The sequence below is a fragment of the Variovorax sp. ZS18.2.2 genome (assembly GCF_024701975.1).
In the GTDB taxonomy this organism is placed as follows: domain Bacteria; phylum Pseudomonadota; class Gammaproteobacteria; order Burkholderiales; family Burkholderiaceae_C; genus Variovorax.
This window is the reverse complement of record NZ_JANLNM010000010.1, coordinates 42,202-57,403: the sequence shown is the minus strand read 5'-3', so window position 1 is coordinate 57,403 and position 15,202 is coordinate 42,202. Positions and strand designations below refer to the sequence as shown.

The 15,202-nt window shown below is 67.9% G+C and carries 16 protein-coding genes; 11 read left to right on the top strand and 5 right to left on the bottom strand.

All coding sequences use genetic code 11. The annotated features are described in order from the left end of the window. Positions 1–82: 82 nt before the first annotated feature. Positions 83–979 carry a LysR family transcriptional regulator gene (locus tag NU688_RS29075; RefSeq protein WP_257864305.1) on the bottom strand — a complete coding sequence of 299 codons (897 nt, stop codon included), beginning with the start codon at positions 977–979 and terminating at the stop codon, positions 83–85. A 129-nt stretch (positions 980–1,108) separates the two neighbouring features. On the opposite strand from NU688_RS29075, the gene gtdA reads away from it, so the two are divergent. From gtdA to NU688_RS29020, 11 genes are all read left to right on the top strand, one after another. Next, positions 1,109–2,206 carry a gentisate 1,2-dioxygenase gene (gtdA, locus tag NU688_RS29070; protein ID WP_257864304.1) on the top strand — a complete coding sequence of 366 codons (1,098 nt, stop codon included), beginning with the start codon at positions 1,109–1,111 and terminating at the stop codon, positions 2,204–2,206. A 67-nt stretch (positions 2,207–2,273) separates the two neighbouring features. Next, positions 2,274–2,978: a fumarylacetoacetate hydrolase family protein gene (locus NU688_RS29065; protein ID WP_257864303.1), complete on the top strand. Its 705-nt coding sequence runs from the start codon at positions 2,274–2,276 to the stop codon at positions 2,976–2,978. A gap of 26 nt (positions 2,979–3,004) precedes the next feature. Beyond that, on the top strand, positions 3,005–4,255 hold the full coding sequence (locus NU688_RS29060) for a 3-hydroxybenzoate 6-monooxygenase (protein ID WP_257864302.1): 1,251 nt from the start codon (positions 3,005–3,007) through the stop codon (positions 4,253–4,255). A gap of 55 nt (positions 4,256–4,310) precedes the next feature. Continuing rightward, a complete protein-coding gene (locus NU688_RS29055) occupies positions 4,311–5,288 on the top strand; it encodes a tripartite tricarboxylate transporter substrate binding protein (protein WP_257864301.1) in 978 nt (325 codons plus the stop codon). 84 nt (positions 5,289–5,372) lie between these two features. After that, positions 5,373–6,350 (top strand): tripartite tricarboxylate transporter substrate binding protein, encoded by a 978-nt coding sequence (locus tag NU688_RS29050; protein WP_257864300.1) that lies wholly within the window; start codon positions 5,373–5,375, stop codon positions 6,348–6,350. Further along, the gene (locus tag NU688_RS29045; RefSeq protein ID WP_257864299.1) at positions 6,350–7,705 is read left to right on the top strand and encodes an FAD-dependent oxidoreductase; all 1,356 of its coding nucleotides are present in this window, start codon (positions 6,350–6,352) and stop codon (positions 7,703–7,705) included. The genes NU688_RS29050 and NU688_RS29045 overlap by 1 nt, the downstream gene beginning before the upstream one ends. A 126-nt stretch (positions 7,706–7,831) precedes the next feature. Then, positions 7,832–8,449 carry a hypothetical protein gene (locus tag NU688_RS29040; RefSeq protein WP_257864298.1) on the top strand — a complete coding sequence of 206 codons (618 nt, stop codon included), beginning with the start codon at positions 7,832–7,834 and terminating at the stop codon, positions 8,447–8,449. A gap of 94 nt (positions 8,450–8,543) precedes the next feature. Then, complete coding sequence (locus NU688_RS29035; protein WP_257864297.1) at positions 8,544–9,422, top strand: acyl-CoA thioesterase II; 879 nt, start codon at positions 8,544–8,546, stop codon at positions 9,420–9,422. A 29-nt stretch (positions 9,423–9,451) separates the two neighbouring features. After that, positions 9,452–10,063: a glutathione S-transferase gene (locus NU688_RS29030; protein WP_257864296.1), complete on the top strand. Its 612-nt coding sequence runs from the start codon at positions 9,452–9,454 to the stop codon at positions 10,061–10,063. A gap of 309 nt (positions 10,064–10,372) precedes the next feature. Continuing rightward, positions 10,373–11,086, top strand: coding sequence for an SDR family oxidoreductase (locus tag NU688_RS29025; RefSeq protein ID WP_257864295.1), 714 nt, complete (start codon positions 10,373–10,375; stop codon positions 11,084–11,086). A gap of 98 nt (positions 11,087–11,184) precedes the next feature. Next, on the top strand, positions 11,185–11,796 hold the full coding sequence (locus NU688_RS29020; RefSeq protein ID WP_257864294.1) for a class I SAM-dependent methyltransferase: 612 nt from the start codon (positions 11,185–11,187) through the stop codon (positions 11,794–11,796). Positions 11,797–11,803: 7 nt separating this feature from the next. On the opposite strand, the gene NU688_RS29015 is transcribed toward NU688_RS29020, so the two are convergent. From NU688_RS29015 to NU688_RS29000, 4 genes are read right to left on the bottom strand one after another with little or no spacing between them, the layout of a single operon-like run. Further along, positions 11,804–12,532 carry an ABC transporter ATP-binding protein gene (locus tag NU688_RS29015; RefSeq protein WP_257864293.1) on the bottom strand — a complete coding sequence of 243 codons (729 nt, stop codon included), beginning with the start codon at positions 12,530–12,532 and terminating at the stop codon, positions 11,804–11,806. Continuing rightward, complete coding sequence (locus tag NU688_RS29010) at positions 12,529–13,284, bottom strand: ABC transporter ATP-binding protein (protein WP_206176804.1); 756 nt, start codon at positions 13,282–13,284, stop codon at positions 12,529–12,531. The genes NU688_RS29015 and NU688_RS29010 overlap by 4 nt, the downstream gene beginning before the upstream one ends. Then, positions 13,281–14,264: a branched-chain amino acid ABC transporter permease gene (locus NU688_RS29005; protein WP_257864292.1), complete on the bottom strand. Its 984-nt coding sequence runs from the start codon at positions 14,262–14,264 to the stop codon at positions 13,281–13,283. Before NU688_RS29005 ends, NU688_RS29010 begins: the two co-directional genes overlap by 4 nt. Further along, the gene (locus NU688_RS29000) at positions 14,261–15,181 is read right to left on the bottom strand and encodes a branched-chain amino acid ABC transporter permease (RefSeq protein ID WP_257864291.1); all 921 of its coding nucleotides are present in this window, start codon (positions 15,179–15,181) and stop codon (positions 14,261–14,263) included. Before NU688_RS29000 ends, NU688_RS29005 begins: the two co-directional genes overlap by 4 nt. Positions 15,182–15,202 lie beyond the last annotated feature (21 nt).

Sequence of the window (15,202 nt, the reverse complement as noted above, 5' to 3'; positions counted from 1 at the left end):
GGATGGCTGTGGGTGGGGAGCCGCGATTATGCGAGCGGGCGCCCGCTTCCGGCCGCGCCGCCTGTCGTCCCGGCACACACGTTCAGCTGCCGCTGAAGAGCTGCGCCAGCGTGCGCCGCAGCCAGGCATTGCCCGGGTCTGCATGAAAGCGCTCGTGCCAGTGCTGCTTGACCGCGTAGTCCGGCAGCGCGAAGGGCAGCTCCAGCAGCTTCACCGGCTCCTGCGTGGCCAGCACCTTGCCCAGGATGCGCGGCACCACGACGAGCAGTTCGGTGTGCGCCACGATCCGCGCCACGCTCAGGAAGCTCGACAGCCGCACCACCACGTCGCGTTTCAGCCCGAGCCGCGCGATGGTCGTGTCGACGATGGCGTGCCCCGTACCGGACGTGGACACCACCGCATGCGCCTCCGCCTCGAAGCGCTTGCGCGTGAGCCGGGCGCCGATGCGCGGATGGTTCTGCGCCGCCAGGCAGACGAAGTTCTGCATGAAAAGCGTCTGCTGGTAGAAGCCCGCATCCAGCTGCGGCATGAAGCCCACGGCGAGATCGACCTCGCCGTCCTGCAGCCGGCGGCCGCTGTTGGTGGAGATGATCTCGGTCTCGATGTGCACCCCCGGCGCCGCGTGCCGCAGGTGGTCGAGCAGGCCGGGCAGCAGCACCACCTCGCTGATGTCGGTCATGCAGATGCGAAAGCGCCGCTGCGCTCCGGCGGGCTCAAAGCTGCTGCGGTTGCCCTGGGCCTGCGCCAGCTGGGCCAGCACCTCGCGCAGGTTCGGGCAGATGCGCTCCGCATGCGGCGTGGGCTGCATGCCCTGCGCGGTGCGGGTGAACAGGCGGTCGTCGAAATGCGCGCGCAGCTTGTTGAGCGCGGTGCTGGCCGCGGCCTGCGCCATGCCCAGCCGCTCGGCGGCCTTGGAGACGTTGCCGGTCTTGTAGACCTCGTCGAACACGGCGAGCCATTCGAGATCGAGCTTGGACATGGTGTTCTCCGGGCTTCTTTGCTTAGGGCGAAAGACACCATTATCGAAATTTCCAATTCCGTGTATTGGCTGCCGGTCTTGAGGAAATAGTGGGGCGGCTCAACAATGCGGTAACGGAGACAACCACGCATGAATCCTGCTTCCCAGAGCCCCGCCAAGAGCCCCGCGAAAAGCGCCCCGGCCAACGCCGCCGAACGCAGCGACTACTACGCCCGCATCCGCCCCCTGAACCTCACGCCGCTGTGGGAATCGCTGCACGCCCTGGTACCGCGCGAGCCGCAGACGCCATGCGTGCCGGCCCTGTGGCGCTATGACGAGATCCGCCCGCTGCTGATGGAATCGGCCGACCTCATCACCGCCGAGGAGGCCGTGCGCCGCGTGCTGGTGCTGGAGAACCCGGCGCTGCCCGGCAACTCGTCGATCACGCAGTCGATCTACGCGGGGCTGCAGCTCATCATGCCGGGCGAGGTGGCGCCGTCGCACCGCCATGTGCAGTCGGCGCTGCGCTTCATCGTCGACGGCAAGGGCGCTTACACCACGGTGGGCGGCGAGCGCACCACCATGCACCCGGGCGACTTCATCATCACGCCCTCGTGGGCCTGGCATGACCATGGCAACGAAGGCATCGCGGGCGTGAGCGAGCCGGTGGTGTGGCTCGACGGGCTCGACATCCCGATGCTGCGCTTCTTCGACGCCGGCTTTGCCGAGAACGACGACGCCAAGGTGCAGCACGTCGCGCGGCCCGAAGGCCACAGCCTCGCGCGCTTCGGCCACAACATGGTGCCGGTGCGGCACGACCACGTGTCGGCCACCTCGCCGATCTTCAACTACCCCTATGCGCGCAGCCGCGAGGCGCTGGCGCAACTGCAGAAGCAGGAAGCGCCCGATGCGTGGCTGGGCCACAAGCTGCGCTACATCAACCCGCTGACGGGCGGCTCGCCGATGCCGACGATCTCGACCAACCTGCAGCTTTGCCCCAAGGGCTTCGCGGGCAAGACGCACCGCGCGACGGATGGCGCCGTGTACAGCGTGGTCGAAGGCCACGGCATCGCCGAGATCGCGGGCCAGCGCTTCGAGTTCGGCCCGCGCGACACCTTCGTCGTGCCGTCGTGGGCGCCGCTGCGGCTGCTGTCCCCAGTCAAGGACGTGGTGCTCTTCAGTTTTTCCGACCGGCCCGTGCAGCAGGCCATGGGCATCTTGCGCGAAGCCTTTCTCGAAGACGCCTGAAGCCGGGCGACTCTTTTTCCTTTCACTTGTTTTGACCGTGTGCCGCCGCGTGCGGCAGGAACTCCTCATGTCCTTCGTCTTCACTCCTCCCTCCATCGTCGGCCTGCCCATCGTCGATTCCGACAAGCTGTTCCCCGTGCGCCGCGTCTACTGCGTCGGCCGCAACTACGCGGCGCATGCCCGCGAGATGGGGTTCGATCCCGACCGCGAACCGCCGTTCTTCTTCTGCAAGCCCAACGACGACGCCTCGGTCGTGCCCGTGGCCGAAGGCCAAGTCGGCGCGATTCCATACCCGCCGCTCACCAGCAACTACCACTACGAAGTCGAACTCGTGGTTGCCATCGGCAAGGGCGGTCGCGACATCCCGGTGGACCAGGCCTCCGCCCACATCCACAGCTACGCCGTGGGCCTGGACATGACGCGCCGCGACCTGCAGATGAAGATGCGCGAAGCCGGCCGCCCGTGGGAAATCGGCAAGGCCTTCGACTTCTCGGCGCCCATCGCGCCGCTGCGCACGCTCGCCGATGTGGGCGAGATCAACGCGGGTGCGATCACGCTCACGGTCGATGGCGAGGTGCGCCAGAACAGCGACATCACGCACCTGATCTGGTCGGTCAACGAAGTGATCGCCAATCTCTCGACGCTCTTCGCGCTGCAGCCCGGCGACCTGATTTTCACGGGCACGCCTGAGGGCGTGGGCGCGGTGAAGGCGGGGCAGACGATCAAGGTGAGCATCGAGCGGCTGCCTTCGCTCACGGTCCGCATCGACTGATTTCATCGAAGCGCAAGGGCCACGCGATGAGCACATCCCCCACGAAGAACGCGCCCACCGTGCTGCTTGTCGGCGGCGGCATCGGCGGCATGGCTGCGGCGCTCGCGCTTGCGCGCCTCGGTGTTTCCATCGACCTGCTCGAACAGAGCGCGGCCATCGGCGAAATCGGCGCGGGCCTGCAGCTCGGCCCGAACGCCTTCGCGGCACTCGACGCGCTCGGCGTGGGCGAAGCGGTGCGCCGGGGCTCGGTCTTCACGGACAGGCTGGTGATGATGGATGCGGTCGATTGCGGCGAAGTCGCCTCGGTGCCGGTCGGCGAAGCCTTCCGCGCGCGCTTCAAAAATCCGTATGCAGTGAGCCATCGTGCCGACCTGCACGGTGCGATCCACGAGGCGGTGAAGCAGCATCCGCTGATCCGTTTCCACACCTCGGCGCAGGTCGAATCGATCGACAGCGGCGCGCGCGGTGTCGTCGCAGTCACGCGCGACGGCCGGCGCTTCCAGGCCGATGCCATCGTGGGGTGCGACGGCGTGAAGTCGGTGGTGCGCGCCAAGCTCATTGGCGATGCGCCGCGCGTCTCGGGCCACGTCGTGTACCGCGCGGTCGTGCCCGCGTCCGACATGCCGGCGGACCTGCGCTGGAACGCGCCCGTCGTCTGGGCCGGCCCCAACTGCCACCTGGTGCACTACCCGTTGCGCCATGGCGAGCAATACAACCTGGTCGTCACCTTCCACAGCCGCGACGAAGAAGAGTGGGGCGTCACCGACGGCAGCAAGGAAGAAGTGCTCTCGTACTTCGAGGGCGTGCACGCGCGCCCGCGCCAGCTGCTCGACCGGCCCACCTCGTGGCGCCGCTGGAGCACCGCCGACCGCGACCCGGTCGACCGCTGGAGCGAAGGCCCGGCCACGCTGCTGGGCGATGCGGCGCATCCGATGATGCAGTACCTCGCGCAGGGCGCCTGCATGGCGCTCGAAGACGCGGTGACGCTGGGCGCCGCGGTCGAGGCCTGCGATTTCGACATGACCGCCGCGTTCAAGCTGTATGAAGCGGCACGCGTCGCGCGCACGGCGCGCGTGGTGCTGTCGGTGCGCGAGATGGGGCGCCTGTATCACGCGAAGGGCGTCGAGCGGCTGGTGCGCAACAGCCTCTGGGTCGGCCGGACGCCGGAGCGTTTCTACGATGCCGTCGAGTGGCTCTATGCGTGGCGGCCCGAGCACTGCCTGGACGATGCGCCGGCCTCGCTGCAGCCCGCCGCAGCCGAGCTTTCGTTGCATTGAAACGAGTTTCTTCCATCATCACTATTCGAGGCCACAGGCCCAGGAGACAAGCACCATGAATTTCTCGCGCGCATTGCTGACGGGCGCCCTTGCCCTGACCGCCGCCACGGGCGCACTGGCGCAGGCCGGCGACTTCCCGAACAGGCCCGTCACGCTGGTCACGCCCTTTGCCGCTGGCAGCGGCCCCGACGCGGTGCTGCGCCTCGTGTCCGACAAGCTCTCGCGCCTGTGGAACCAGCGCGTGGTGATCGACAACAAGCCCGGCGGCGGCGGCTTCATCGCCATCGACCAGGCCCGCCGCGCCGCGCCCGACGGCTACACGCTGCTGCAGCTGGACAGCGAGCACATCGCCGCGCTGCCGCACCTGTACAAGTCGAAGAACTTCGTGACGCTGCAGCACTTCGACCCGGTGGCTTCGCTGTTCCGCACGCCCTTCTTCGTGGCGGTGGGTGCCGATTCGAAGTGGAAGACCATGGCCGACCTCATCGCCGCCGCCAAGGCCGAGCCCGAAGGCGTGGTGTATGGCTCCTGGGGCGTCGGCAGTCCCGGCCACCTGGGCGCGCAGCAGCTGGAGGCGCTCACCGGCATCCGCATGCGGCACGCGCCGTACCGCGAGGTGTCGCAGCTGTATTCCAACGTGGGCACGGGTGAGGTGCCCTGGGCCTTCGCGAGCATTCCGTCGAGCCAGGGCATCTACAAGGCCGGCAAGCTGCGCTACATCGCCGTCGCGGCGCCCAAACGCATTCCGCAGATGCCCGATGTGCCGACCATGGCGGAGGCGGGCGGGCCGGCCTCGCTCGAAGTCAATTCCTTCGTCTCGCTGCTCGCGCCCAAGGGCGTGCCGGCGGCGGTGAAGGCAAAGATCAACGCCGATGTGGCCAAGGTCATCGCCGATCCCGAGATCCGCGCCCGCTTCGACACCTTCGCCTTCGAGCCGCTGGCGTGGTCGCCCGAGGAGATCCAGCGCAACGCCGAGGCCAAGTCGAAGGTGTACGGCGAATTGGTGCGCAGGGGCAACATCAGCCTCGAATAGGGAAACGCGTTCCTTGCCCCGCATTCCCCTCGGCTTTAAGCTGGCTTTCTTCGGTTTTTGTTAACTTTTTCACTTCTTTTCGCCATGCACGCCAAAAAGAGAGCCCTTTTGATCGCTTGCGGCCTGGCAGCCGCCACCCTGCTGCCGCTCGCCGCGAGTGCACAGAACAGCGCCTGGCCGACCAAGCCCATCCGTCTGCTGGTGGGCTTTCCGGGCGGCTCCACCCCCGACATCGCGGCGCGCACCATCGCCGAGCCGCTGGGCAAGGCGCTGGGCCAGCCGATCATTGTGGACAACAAGGCCGGCGCCTCGGGCAACATCGCGGCCGACCAGGTGGCCAAGGCCACCGACGACCACACGCTGGGCATCGTCATCAACGGCAACCTCACCTCGTCGAAGATGCTGTATCCCAAGCTGCCTTACGACCCGGTCAAGGACTTCACCTACCTCTCGCTGATCGCGACCGCGCCGCTCGTGCTGGTGGCGCAGAACAACCTGCCCACGGGCACCGCCTTCTTCGACGCCGCGCGCAAGGCCGGCGACAAGTGGAACTACGGCTCGGTGGGCATCGGCTCGGTCGGCCACCTGGGCATGGAACTGCTGAAGAGCCGCGTGAACGGCTTCAAGCCCGAGCACGTGCCCTACCAGGGCAACCCGCAGGTCATCACCGGCATGCTGGGCGACCAGGTGCAGATGGGCCTGATCCCGCCGGGCGTGGCCATGCCGCAGATCAAGGCCGGCAAGCTCAGGGCCGTGGGCCTTACCGGCGGCCGCAGCGCGCTGGTGCCCGAGATCCCGCCGCTGTCCGAAGCCGGTGTGAAGGACTTCAGCCTCGAGGTGTGGGTGGCGCTGCTTGGGCCGGCCAATCTCTCGAAGACGGCGCAGGCGCGCATCGGCCACGAACTCGAAATCGTCATGAAGGACCCGGAGGTTCGCCGCAAGCTCTTCGAGCAGGGCTGGCAGGCCGTGGGCACCTCGCCGGACGGCATGCGCTCGCGCGTGACGGAAGAAGCGGCCATCATGAGCAAGATCATCTCCACCCGCGGCATCAAGCTCCAGTAATGACAACCCAGCCAAAGACTCTGACCGAACCGGCGCGCGAACTGCCGGTCTTCGGCGAATACGACGTGGTGGTGGTCGGCGGCGGCCCCGCCGGCATCGCCGCCGCCGTGAGCGCCGCGCGCCACGGTGCCAACACCCTGCTGGTGGAGCGCTACGGCTTCCTCGGCGGCATGGGCACCGCGGGCGGCGTGACCAACTTCGCGGGCCTGTACGGCAAGCGCAACGGCGAGATGACGCTGCTCGTGCGCGGCGTGGCCGACGACCTGCTCGATCGCATCGGCGCGCTCGGCGGTCTCAACAAGCCGCAGGACGGCATGCAGGGCCGCATCCGCGTGCGCTCCTACGACACCTCGGCCTACAAGATCGCGGCCGACCAGTTGCTGCTCGATGCGGGCGTGAACCTGCTGTTCCATGCGTGGGCGGCGGCGGTGATCCGCGACGGTGAGCGCATCGCGGCGCTCGTGGTCGAGACCAAGTCGGGCCGCCAGGCGATTCGCGCCAACGCCTTCATCGACGCGAGCGGCGACGCCGACGTGGCGGCCTTCGCGGGCGTGCCGTTCGAAGTGGGCGATGGTCACGGCAGCGGCCTCTTTCCGACCACGATGTTCCGCGTCGGCCAGGTCGATGCGCAACCCGCGCTCGAGGCCGTCGGCGAGTTCAAGGCCATCAACGACCTGATGGCCAAGGTGCAGCAGCAGAAGCCGGGCACCTACAGATTTCCGCGCGAAGGCGCGATTCTGCGCCCCAACATCGACCCGCGCGAATGGCGCGCCAACGTCACGCAGATCCGCAACGCGGCCGGCCGCGCGATGAACGGTGTCGATGCGCGCGAACTCACCGAAGGCGAACTCGAAGGCCGTCGCCAGATCGCCGAATATTTCAAGTTCATGAAGGCCGAGGTGCCGGGTTTTGCGCATTCGGCCATCGTGGAGATCGCGCCGCAGGTCGGCATCCGCGAAACGCGCCGCATCGAAGGCCTCTATGCGCTCGCGGGCGAGGACATCCTCTCGTCGGCCATGTTCGACGACAGCATCGGCATCAACGCCTGGCCGATGGAGATGCACGCCGACGGCCGCATCGAATGGGCCTTTCCGCGCGACGACAACCGCACCTACAACCAGCTGCCCTGGCGCATGCTGGTGCCGCGCCGGGTCGACAACCTGCTGGTGGCCGGCCGCTGCGCCGCGATGACGCACGAAGGCCAGTCGGCCGCGCGCGCAAGCGGGGGCTGTTTCGTGATGGGGCAAGCGGCGGGCACGGCGGCGGCATCGCTGGGCAGCGCGAATTTCGTGGATGTCGATGTGCCGGCGCTGCAGAAGAAGCTGGTCGCCGACGGCGCCGACATCGACCGTTGAATCCCGTGGCGCGCTAGAGTCCGGGGCTTGATGAACTCCAACCCCGGACGAAAAGTGCACCTCCTTTCGTTTTCGACCCCTGCGCGTCGTCTCCTCCTCGCCCTGTCCTGCGCCGCGCTCGGCCTCATGCAATGGGGCTGCGCAAGCACCCCCGAAGGCGAACCCGTCCACGGCAAGGACCAGGTGGAGAGCTTCTTCGCCGCCAAGGACGGCCGCAAGGTCGTCATCGCTGCCGAGAAATATCACTACGTGTTCGACGGCGATCCGTCCGTGGCCGCGCTGCTGCGCTGGAGCGGGCGCGCCAAGATCACGCCCAGCCTGACCGGCGAACTCAAGGTGGCGCGCAACAACAGCTTCGAAGGGACCTACACGCTGCTCGCCTTCGACGCCGACCTGACGCCCGAAGACCGCACCTTCCTCGTCCAGATCGGTTTCGCGAAGACCGACATGAAATACGGCGACCGCACCGGCCCGGCGCTGCGCTACTTCGGCACCGTCTACGGCACGCGCTACGCGGCCGCGCCGCTGAAGCCGGCCGACACGCTCGATTTCTCCCGTTGGTTCTTCATTAACTACGTCGAGCAGGAAACCTCCACCGGCCCCGCCGCCCAACCCGCCCCGTCGCCGCTGATCTATGACGACGACGGCAAGCTGCTGGTGGGCGGCGTGCCCATGTTCATCGTGCAGGGCGGCACGGACTACCGCTGCCGGGCGCGCTTCATGGACATCTGCTTCTACAAATAGCAGCAGCACGCTGACCGGGCCGCGACAGCTCGCAGGCCCGTCCTTTGCTATGGTCGAGGGCTGCTTTTTTTCTTGCACTGACTGCCCTTTGCCGATGACCACCGATCCCGCCACCGCCGCCCGCCTCGTCGACGAACTCGTCGCCCTCATGCAGCTCGAACCGCTCGGCGGTGACCGCTTTCGAGCCCAGAGCGAAGACATCGGCACGCCGGCCGTCTTCGGCGGCCAGGTGCTCGGCCAGTCGCTCGCGGCCGCGAGCCTCACGGTCGGCGCCGACCGGCCGGTGCATTCGATGCATGCCTATTTCCTGCTGCCAGGCGAGCATGCACCCATCGAGTACAGCGTCGACCGCGTGCGCGACGGCCGCAGCTTCACCACCCGCCACGTGGTGGCGCGCCAGGGGGAGCGGATCATCTTCGAGATGTCGGCGTCGTTCCAGACGGTGGACGACGGCGTCGAACACCAGCTTGCGATGCCCGCCGTCGAAGGCCCCGAAGGTCTGGTGAGCGAACTCGACCAGCGCCTCGCGCTCGGCGACCGCCTGCCCGAGCGCTGGCGCATCAAGGGCCTGGAGCCGCACGGCATCGAGTACCGCCGCGTCGAGGCCGACGACCTGCTCACGCCCATCGTGCGGCCGTCGGAAAGCGCCCTCTGGATGCGCGCCATCGCGCCGCTGCCCGACGATCCGGTGGTGCACCGCGCGCTGCTTGCCTACGCCTCCGACCACGGCCTCTTGCGCGCCGCGATGCTGCCGCACGGCCTGAGCTTCATGAGCGGCCAGGTGCGCCCCGCGAGCCTGGACCACGCGATGTGGTTCCACCGCGATTTCCGCATGGACGACTGGCTGCTCTACGTGCTCGATTCGCCCAGCGCGAGCGGTGCACGGGGCCTGTGCCGCGGCAGCCTGTTCACGCGCGACGGGCGGCTCGTGGCGTCCACGGCGCAAGAGGGCATGCTGCGCATCGTGCGCTGAGAGAGACCCGCAACCCAAGGACACACCGAATGAAGATCTTCCACTCGCCCGCTTCGCCGTTCGTGCGCAAGTGCATGGTCGTCGCACACGAGCTCGGCATTGCCGACCGCATCGAGAAACTGCCGAGCGCGGCCGGCCCGGTGAAGCGCGACGCCACCATCCTCCCGAAGAACCCGCTCGGCCAGGTGCCGACTTTCCTGTGCGACGACGGGCAGGTTCTGTACGACAGCCGCGTGATCTGCGAATACCTCGACGCTACGCATTCGGGTGAGCTGTTTCCCACCGATGGCACCGAACGCTGGGCCCGCCTCACCGAACTGGCCCTCGCCGACGGCATGACAGCCGCCGCACTGCTCGCGCGCTACGAAACCATGCTTCGACCCGAAGCCCTGCGCTGGAACGACTGGACCGAAGGCCAACTCGCCAAGGTGCGCACCGGTCTCGAATGGCTCGAAACGGCGGCGCCGTCGTTCGGCGACCGCGTGGATATCGGGACCATCGCCTTTGGTTGCGCGCTGGGCTACATGGACTTTCGGTTTCCGGCTGTCGACTGGCGTGGCGATGCGCCGAACACGGCGAAGTGGTTCGAGGTGTTCAATCAGCGGACGTCGATGCAAGCGACGCTGCCGGCCGTCGCTTAAGTCCGTTCAGGGCGGCACTCGCGCCGACGGTGGGCTCTGTTTCGCGAATGTCCCCCGGCTTCGCCTCCCCCTTGATTTCGCGAAACAGAGCCCACCATCAGCGCGAGCGCTTTCAGAGCGGTCGTTGATCGGCTGTTCACTCAGAGCGTGCCCAAGTGCGCAGGGCATCGGGTGCTCCCCGCAGCGAAATCAAGGGGGAGGCCGCAGGCCGGAGGACATTCGCGGAGGGGAGTACCCGGTGGCCTGTGCACCCGCCCCGAAATCTTGGCCAAATGCACCCCTTGCATGAATTCAAACCAAGGACCCCGAATGTCTTCAGAAGCACCCAAGAAAGTAGCCATCGTCACTGCCGGCGGCAGCGGCATGGGCGCCGCAGCAGCGCGCAAGCTCGCGGACGACGGCTTTCGCGTCGCCATCCTCTCGTCGTCCGGCAAGGGCGAAGCGCTGGCCCAGGAGCTCGGTGGTATCGGCGTGACCGGCTCCAACCAGTCGAACGACGACATCAGGCGCCTGGTCGACAAGGTGACCGACACCTGGGGCCGCGTCGACGTGCTGGTCAACAGCGCAGGTCATGGCCCTCGCGCACCGATCCTCGAGATCACCGACGAAGACTGGCACCGCGGCATGGATGTCTATCTGCTGAGCGCCGTGCGCCCCAGCCGCCTCGTGGCGCCGCTGATGGTCAAGCAGGGCGGCGGCACCATCATCAACATCTCCACCTTCGCCGCGTTCGAGCCCGACCCCGTGTTCCCGACCTCGGGCGTGTTCCGCGCCGGCCTTGCGGCCTTCACCAAGCTCTTCGCCGACAAGTACGCCGCCGACAACGTGCGCATGAACAACGTGCTGCCCGGCTTCATCGACAGCCTGCCCGAGAAGGAAGTGTTCCGCGAGCGCATTCCGATGGGCCGCTACGGGCGCAGCGCCGAGATCGCGGCCACCATCGGCTTTCTTGCCTCCGAAGGCGCGGGCTACATCACCGGGCAGAACCTGCGCGTGGACGGCGGCATCACGCGCTCGGTGTAATGCATGGGTCTTAGGTGGTTTTCCCCATGAGCCGGGTGGTGCCCCGGACCTAGCCTTCCCGGTTCCCGTCGGATGTCCGATGGAGCGGAAAGGCGCTCATGGAAATTCCCGCCTCGGTGTTGAAGAACATGGATCGCACCATCCAGTCCTACGAAGACTCCGCGCGCGAATACAACGCGATCGTGGCGGGCCACCGGCCGCCCGAAATCGAGGATGCGGTGCGCCGGATGATGCAGCTCGTGCCCGCCGGCGCCTCCGTGCTCGAGATCGGTTCCGGATCGGGGCAGGACGCCGACTTCATCGAGTCCCTGGGCGGCGTCGTCAGGCGCACCGATGCGGCGCAGGCGTTTCTCGACCTGCAGGCCGAGCGCGGCAAGAAGGGCGAGTTGCTCAATGTCGTGACGGATGCGTTGGGCGGGCCCTACAGCGCCATCCTCGCGATGGCCGTGTTGATCCATGTCGATCGTGAGCAGGTCGCACCGGTCCTCTGCAAGGTGTTCGACGCGCTCGAGCCCGGCGGGGTCTTCCTCGCGGGCATGCGCATCGGCGAAGGCGAGACGAACGGCGACTACCAGACCGTCTACTGGGCGAAAGACCGGTTCGCCGAAGCGCTCGAAGCGGCGGGCCTGCGCCTGCAATGGGACACGCAGTGGATCGGCCGCAAGGACGTGCGGTGGGCCGGCTTCCTCGCGTGCCGCCCGCGGGAGTGAAGGCGGGCTACACGCCCAGGTAGCGCGTCCAGAGCGACCGGTCGGCATCGAGCGCGGCCGAGTCGCCCCGCCACACGACGCGCCCGCGTTCGAGGATCACATGCCGGTCGGCCAGCGGCAGCAGGCGCTGCACGTACTTGTCGACCACCAGGATCGCTTCGCCCTCGGACTTGAGCGTGGCGATGCAATGCCAGATCTCTTCGCGGATCACCGGCGCGAGGCCTTCGGTGGCTTCGTCGAGGATCAGGAGGCGCGGGTGCGTCGAAAGCGCGCGTGCAATCGCCAGCATCTGCTGCTCGCCGCCCGAGAGCTGGTTGCCCGCGTTTGCCTTGCGTTCCGCCAGGCGCGGGAACAGACCGTAGAGCGCCTCGACCGTCCAGCGCGGTGCGCTGCCGGGGCGCGGCCGTGCGAAGGCGCGCAGGTGCTCGTCGACGCTGAGGTTCGGGAATACATGGCGCCCCTCGGGCACGATGGCCACGCCGCGCCGCGCAATCGCATCGGGCTTGTGGCCGCCGATGGCGTCGCCGCCGAAATGCACGTCGCCGCGCATCGGCGAGATCGTGCCGGTCAGCACCTTCAGCAGCGTGCTCTTGCCCATGCCGTTGCGGCCCAGCAGCGCGAGCACTTCGCCCGCGCCGATCGTGAGGTCGATGCCGAACAGCACCTGGCTCGCGCCGTAGCCGGCCTCGATGGACTTCGCGTCGAGCAAGGTCTTGGTTGTGGTCGCCGTGCTCATGCGTGTCCTTCTGCTTCGGTACCGAGGTACACCGCCTGCACGTCGGGATGCCCGCGCACTTCGTCGGCCGTGCCGCTCATCAGCACGCGGCCCTGCACCAGCACCGTGAGCCGGTTGGCGAGGCGAAACACCGCATCCATGTCGTGCTCGATCAGGAGGATGGCCATCGATTCGCGCAGCGATTCGATCAGGTCCACCATGCGCGCCGATTCGTCCGGGCCCATGCCGGCCATCGGCTCGTCCAGCAGCAGCAGCTTGGGTTCGGCCGCGAGCGCGAGCGCCACGTCGAGTGCGCGCTGCGCACCGTGCGGCAGCGTGCCCGCGATGCGATCGCGCTCGCTGCCCAGGCCCACGCGGTCGGCCAGTGCGATGGCGCGTTGCACCAGGTCGCGCTCGGTCGCACGCGGCGCCATGAAGCGAAGGCTGCTGCCCGCATGGGCCTGCGCCGCGAGCATGAGGTTGTCGTGCACGGTTTCCTTGGCGAACACGCGCGTCACCTGGAAGCAGCGTGACATGCCGGCCGCCACGCGCTGGTGGTCGCGCAGCTTCGTGATGTCGATTTCGTCGAGCAGGATGCGGCCCGCGTCGGCCTTCAGGAGCCCTGTGATCAGGTTCACCAGCGTGGTCTTGCCCGCGCCGTTGGGGCCGATCAGCGCATGCACCTCGCCGCGTTCGACGGTGAGGCTCACATGGTCGGTGGCCAGCAGGCCGCCGAAGCGCTTGACCAATCCTTCGATTCTGAAAAGGCTCATGGTGTTTTGCTCCCTCTCCCCTCTGGGGAGAGGGTTGGGGTGAGGGGCAGGCGGCGCTTGTAGAGGGCGGCAAGCCCCTTGGGTGCCCACAGCGCGACAGCGATCAACAACAATCCCAGCGGCATATGCCAATGCTCCGTGTGTTGCTTCAAGAACTCCTCGAGCAGCAGCCAGACGACGGCGCCGACCGGCCCGCCCCAGCTGCGGCCGAGGCCGCCGATCACCACCATCACCAGCAGCGTGGCCGATTGCGTCCAGTGCATCGTCGCGGGACTGACGAAGCCGTTGCCGCCAGCAAGAAGCGCACCCGCCAGCCCGGCAATGGCGCCGGAAATCGCAAACGCCACCAGCTGCAGCCGGAACACCGGATAGCCCAGCGCCCGCATGCGCGTCTCGTTGTCGCGGATGCCCATGAGTGCATAGCCGAAGCGCGATTGCGTCGCGCGGTGCAGCCACCAGAGCGCGAGCGCTACGATGACCAGCACGACCCAGTAGAAGTTCGATTCGTTGCCGAGATCGAGCCCGGGCAGCAGCGTGGGCCGGCTCATGAGCGTGTAGCCGTCGTCGCCGCCATAGCGGCGCAGCGACACCACCACGAAGTACAGCATCTGCGCGAAGGCCAGCGTGGTCATGATGAAGTAGATGCCGCGCGTGCGCAGCGCCACCGTGCCGATCAGCGCGGCGACGACGCCCGCCACCAGCGCCGCCAGCGGCCACATCACCCAGGCCGACATCACGCCCGCATCGCTGAGTGCCACCACGGTGTATGCGCCCATGCCGATGAAGCCCGCATGCCCGAGCGCCACCATGCCGCCGAAGCCGAGAATGAAGTTGAGGCTCGCCGCGGCCAGCGCCACGACGAGCACGCGCCGCACGAAGCCGATGTAGAAGTCGAGCCCGAAGAGCGGCGCGACCAGCGGGAACGCCGCGAGCAGCACGAAGACCAGCCCGAGGCCGATGGAGCGTGAGGAGAGCTTCATGCGCGCGCCGAAAAGAGGCCCGAGGGCCGGAAGATCAGAACAATCACCATCAGCGCGTACATCGCGACTTCGGCGAAGAGCGGCCCGAGGTCCGCCGCAGTGGCGGGCGGCAGCGTGGCGCGCAGGAGCATCGGCACGAACGCACGGCCGATGGTGTCGACCACGCCCACGAGCAGTGCGGCCACGAAGGCGCCGCGCACCGAACCGATGCCGCCGATCACCAGCACGACGAGTGCCGGAATCAGGATGGCCTCGCCCATGCCCACCTGCACAGCAACGATCGGTCCCATCAGCGCGCCGGCCAGTGCCGCGAGCGCCGCGCCGAGCAGGAACACGCCGTTGAAGATGCGGCCCACGCGCACGCCCATCAGCTCGGCCATCGGCCGGTCGGATGCGCCCGCGCGCACCCGCATGCCGATGCGCGTGTGGTTCACCAGGAGGTAGAGCGCGAGCGCCACCAGCAGACCGCCGATGAGGATCACGAGGCGGTAGGCCGGGTAGGGCAGGCCGTCCATCAGGGTGACCGGGCCCGAGAGCGCGGCGGGCGTCGGCGCCATCACCGGCGAGGGGCCCCAGGCCATCGTCACGATGTCGTCGGCCACCAGGATCACGCCGAATGTGGCGAGCACCTGCGCGAGGTGGTCGCGGGTGTAGAGGCGACGCATCAGAAGCACTTCGAGCAGCAGCGCCACCACGACGGTGACCGCCACCGCGATCACGATGGCGGCGGTGAACGAGCCGGTGCGCGTGTGCGCCTCGGCCGCCACGTACGCTCCCGACATGAACAGCGAGCCGTGCGCGAGGTTCAGCACGTCCATGATGCCGAACACCAGCGTGAGGCCCGCGGCCAGCAGGAACAGCATCAGGCCGTAGCCGAGGCCGTTGAGCAGCTGCTCGAGAACAAGAATTCCACTCATAGGATCACAACGATTGCCCGC

Coding starts and splice junctions, on each gene's coding strand:
- NU688_RS29030 (WP_257864296.1), top strand. CDS start 9,452: ATGAAGATCTTCCACTCGCCCGCTTCGCCGTTCGTGCGCAAGTGCATG.
- NU688_RS29045 (WP_257864299.1), top strand. CDS start 6,350: ATGACAACCCAGCCAAAGACTCTGACCGAACCGGCGCGCGAACTGCCG.
- gtdA (WP_257864304.1), top strand. CDS start 1,109: ATGAATCCTGCTTCCCAGAGCCCCGCCAAGAGCCCCGCGAAAAGCGCC.
- NU688_RS29040 (WP_257864298.1), top strand. CDS start 7,832: ATGCAATGGGGCTGCGCAAGCACCCCCGAAGGCGAACCCGTCCACGGC.
- NU688_RS29065 (WP_257864303.1), top strand. CDS start 2,274: ATGTCCTTCGTCTTCACTCCTCCCTCCATCGTCGGCCTGCCCATCGTC.
- NU688_RS29060 (WP_257864302.1), top strand. CDS start 3,005: ATGAGCACATCCCCCACGAAGAACGCGCCCACCGTGCTGCTTGTCGGC.
- NU688_RS29010 (WP_206176804.1), bottom strand. CDS start 13,284: ATGAGCCTTTTCAGAATCGAAGGATTGGTCAAGCGCTTCGGCGGCCTG.
- NU688_RS29055 (WP_257864301.1), top strand. CDS start 4,311: ATGAATTTCTCGCGCGCATTGCTGACGGGCGCCCTTGCCCTGACCGCC.
- NU688_RS29075 (WP_257864305.1), bottom strand. CDS start 979: ATGTCCAAGCTCGATCTCGAATGGCTCGCCGTGTTCGACGAGGTCTAC.
- NU688_RS29020 (WP_257864294.1), top strand. CDS start 11,185: ATGGAAATTCCCGCCTCGGTGTTGAAGAACATGGATCGCACCATCCAG.
- NU688_RS29025 (WP_257864295.1), top strand. CDS start 10,373: ATGTCTTCAGAAGCACCCAAGAAAGTAGCCATCGTCACTGCCGGCGGC.
- NU688_RS29050 (WP_257864300.1), top strand. CDS start 5,373: ATGCACGCCAAAAAGAGAGCCCTTTTGATCGCTTGCGGCCTGGCAGCC.
- NU688_RS29015 (WP_257864293.1), bottom strand. CDS start 12,532: ATGAGCACGGCGACCACAACCAAGACCTTGCTCGACGCGAAGTCCATC.
- NU688_RS29000 (WP_257864291.1), bottom strand. CDS start 15,181: ATGAGTGGAATTCTTGTTCTCGAGCAGCTGCTCAACGGCCTCGGCTAC.
- NU688_RS29005 (WP_257864292.1), bottom strand. CDS start 14,264: ATGAAGCTCTCCTCACGCTCCATCGGCCTCGGGCTGGTCTTCGTGCTG.
- NU688_RS29035 (WP_257864297.1), top strand. CDS start 8,544: ATGACCACCGATCCCGCCACCGCCGCCCGCCTCGTCGACGAACTCGTC.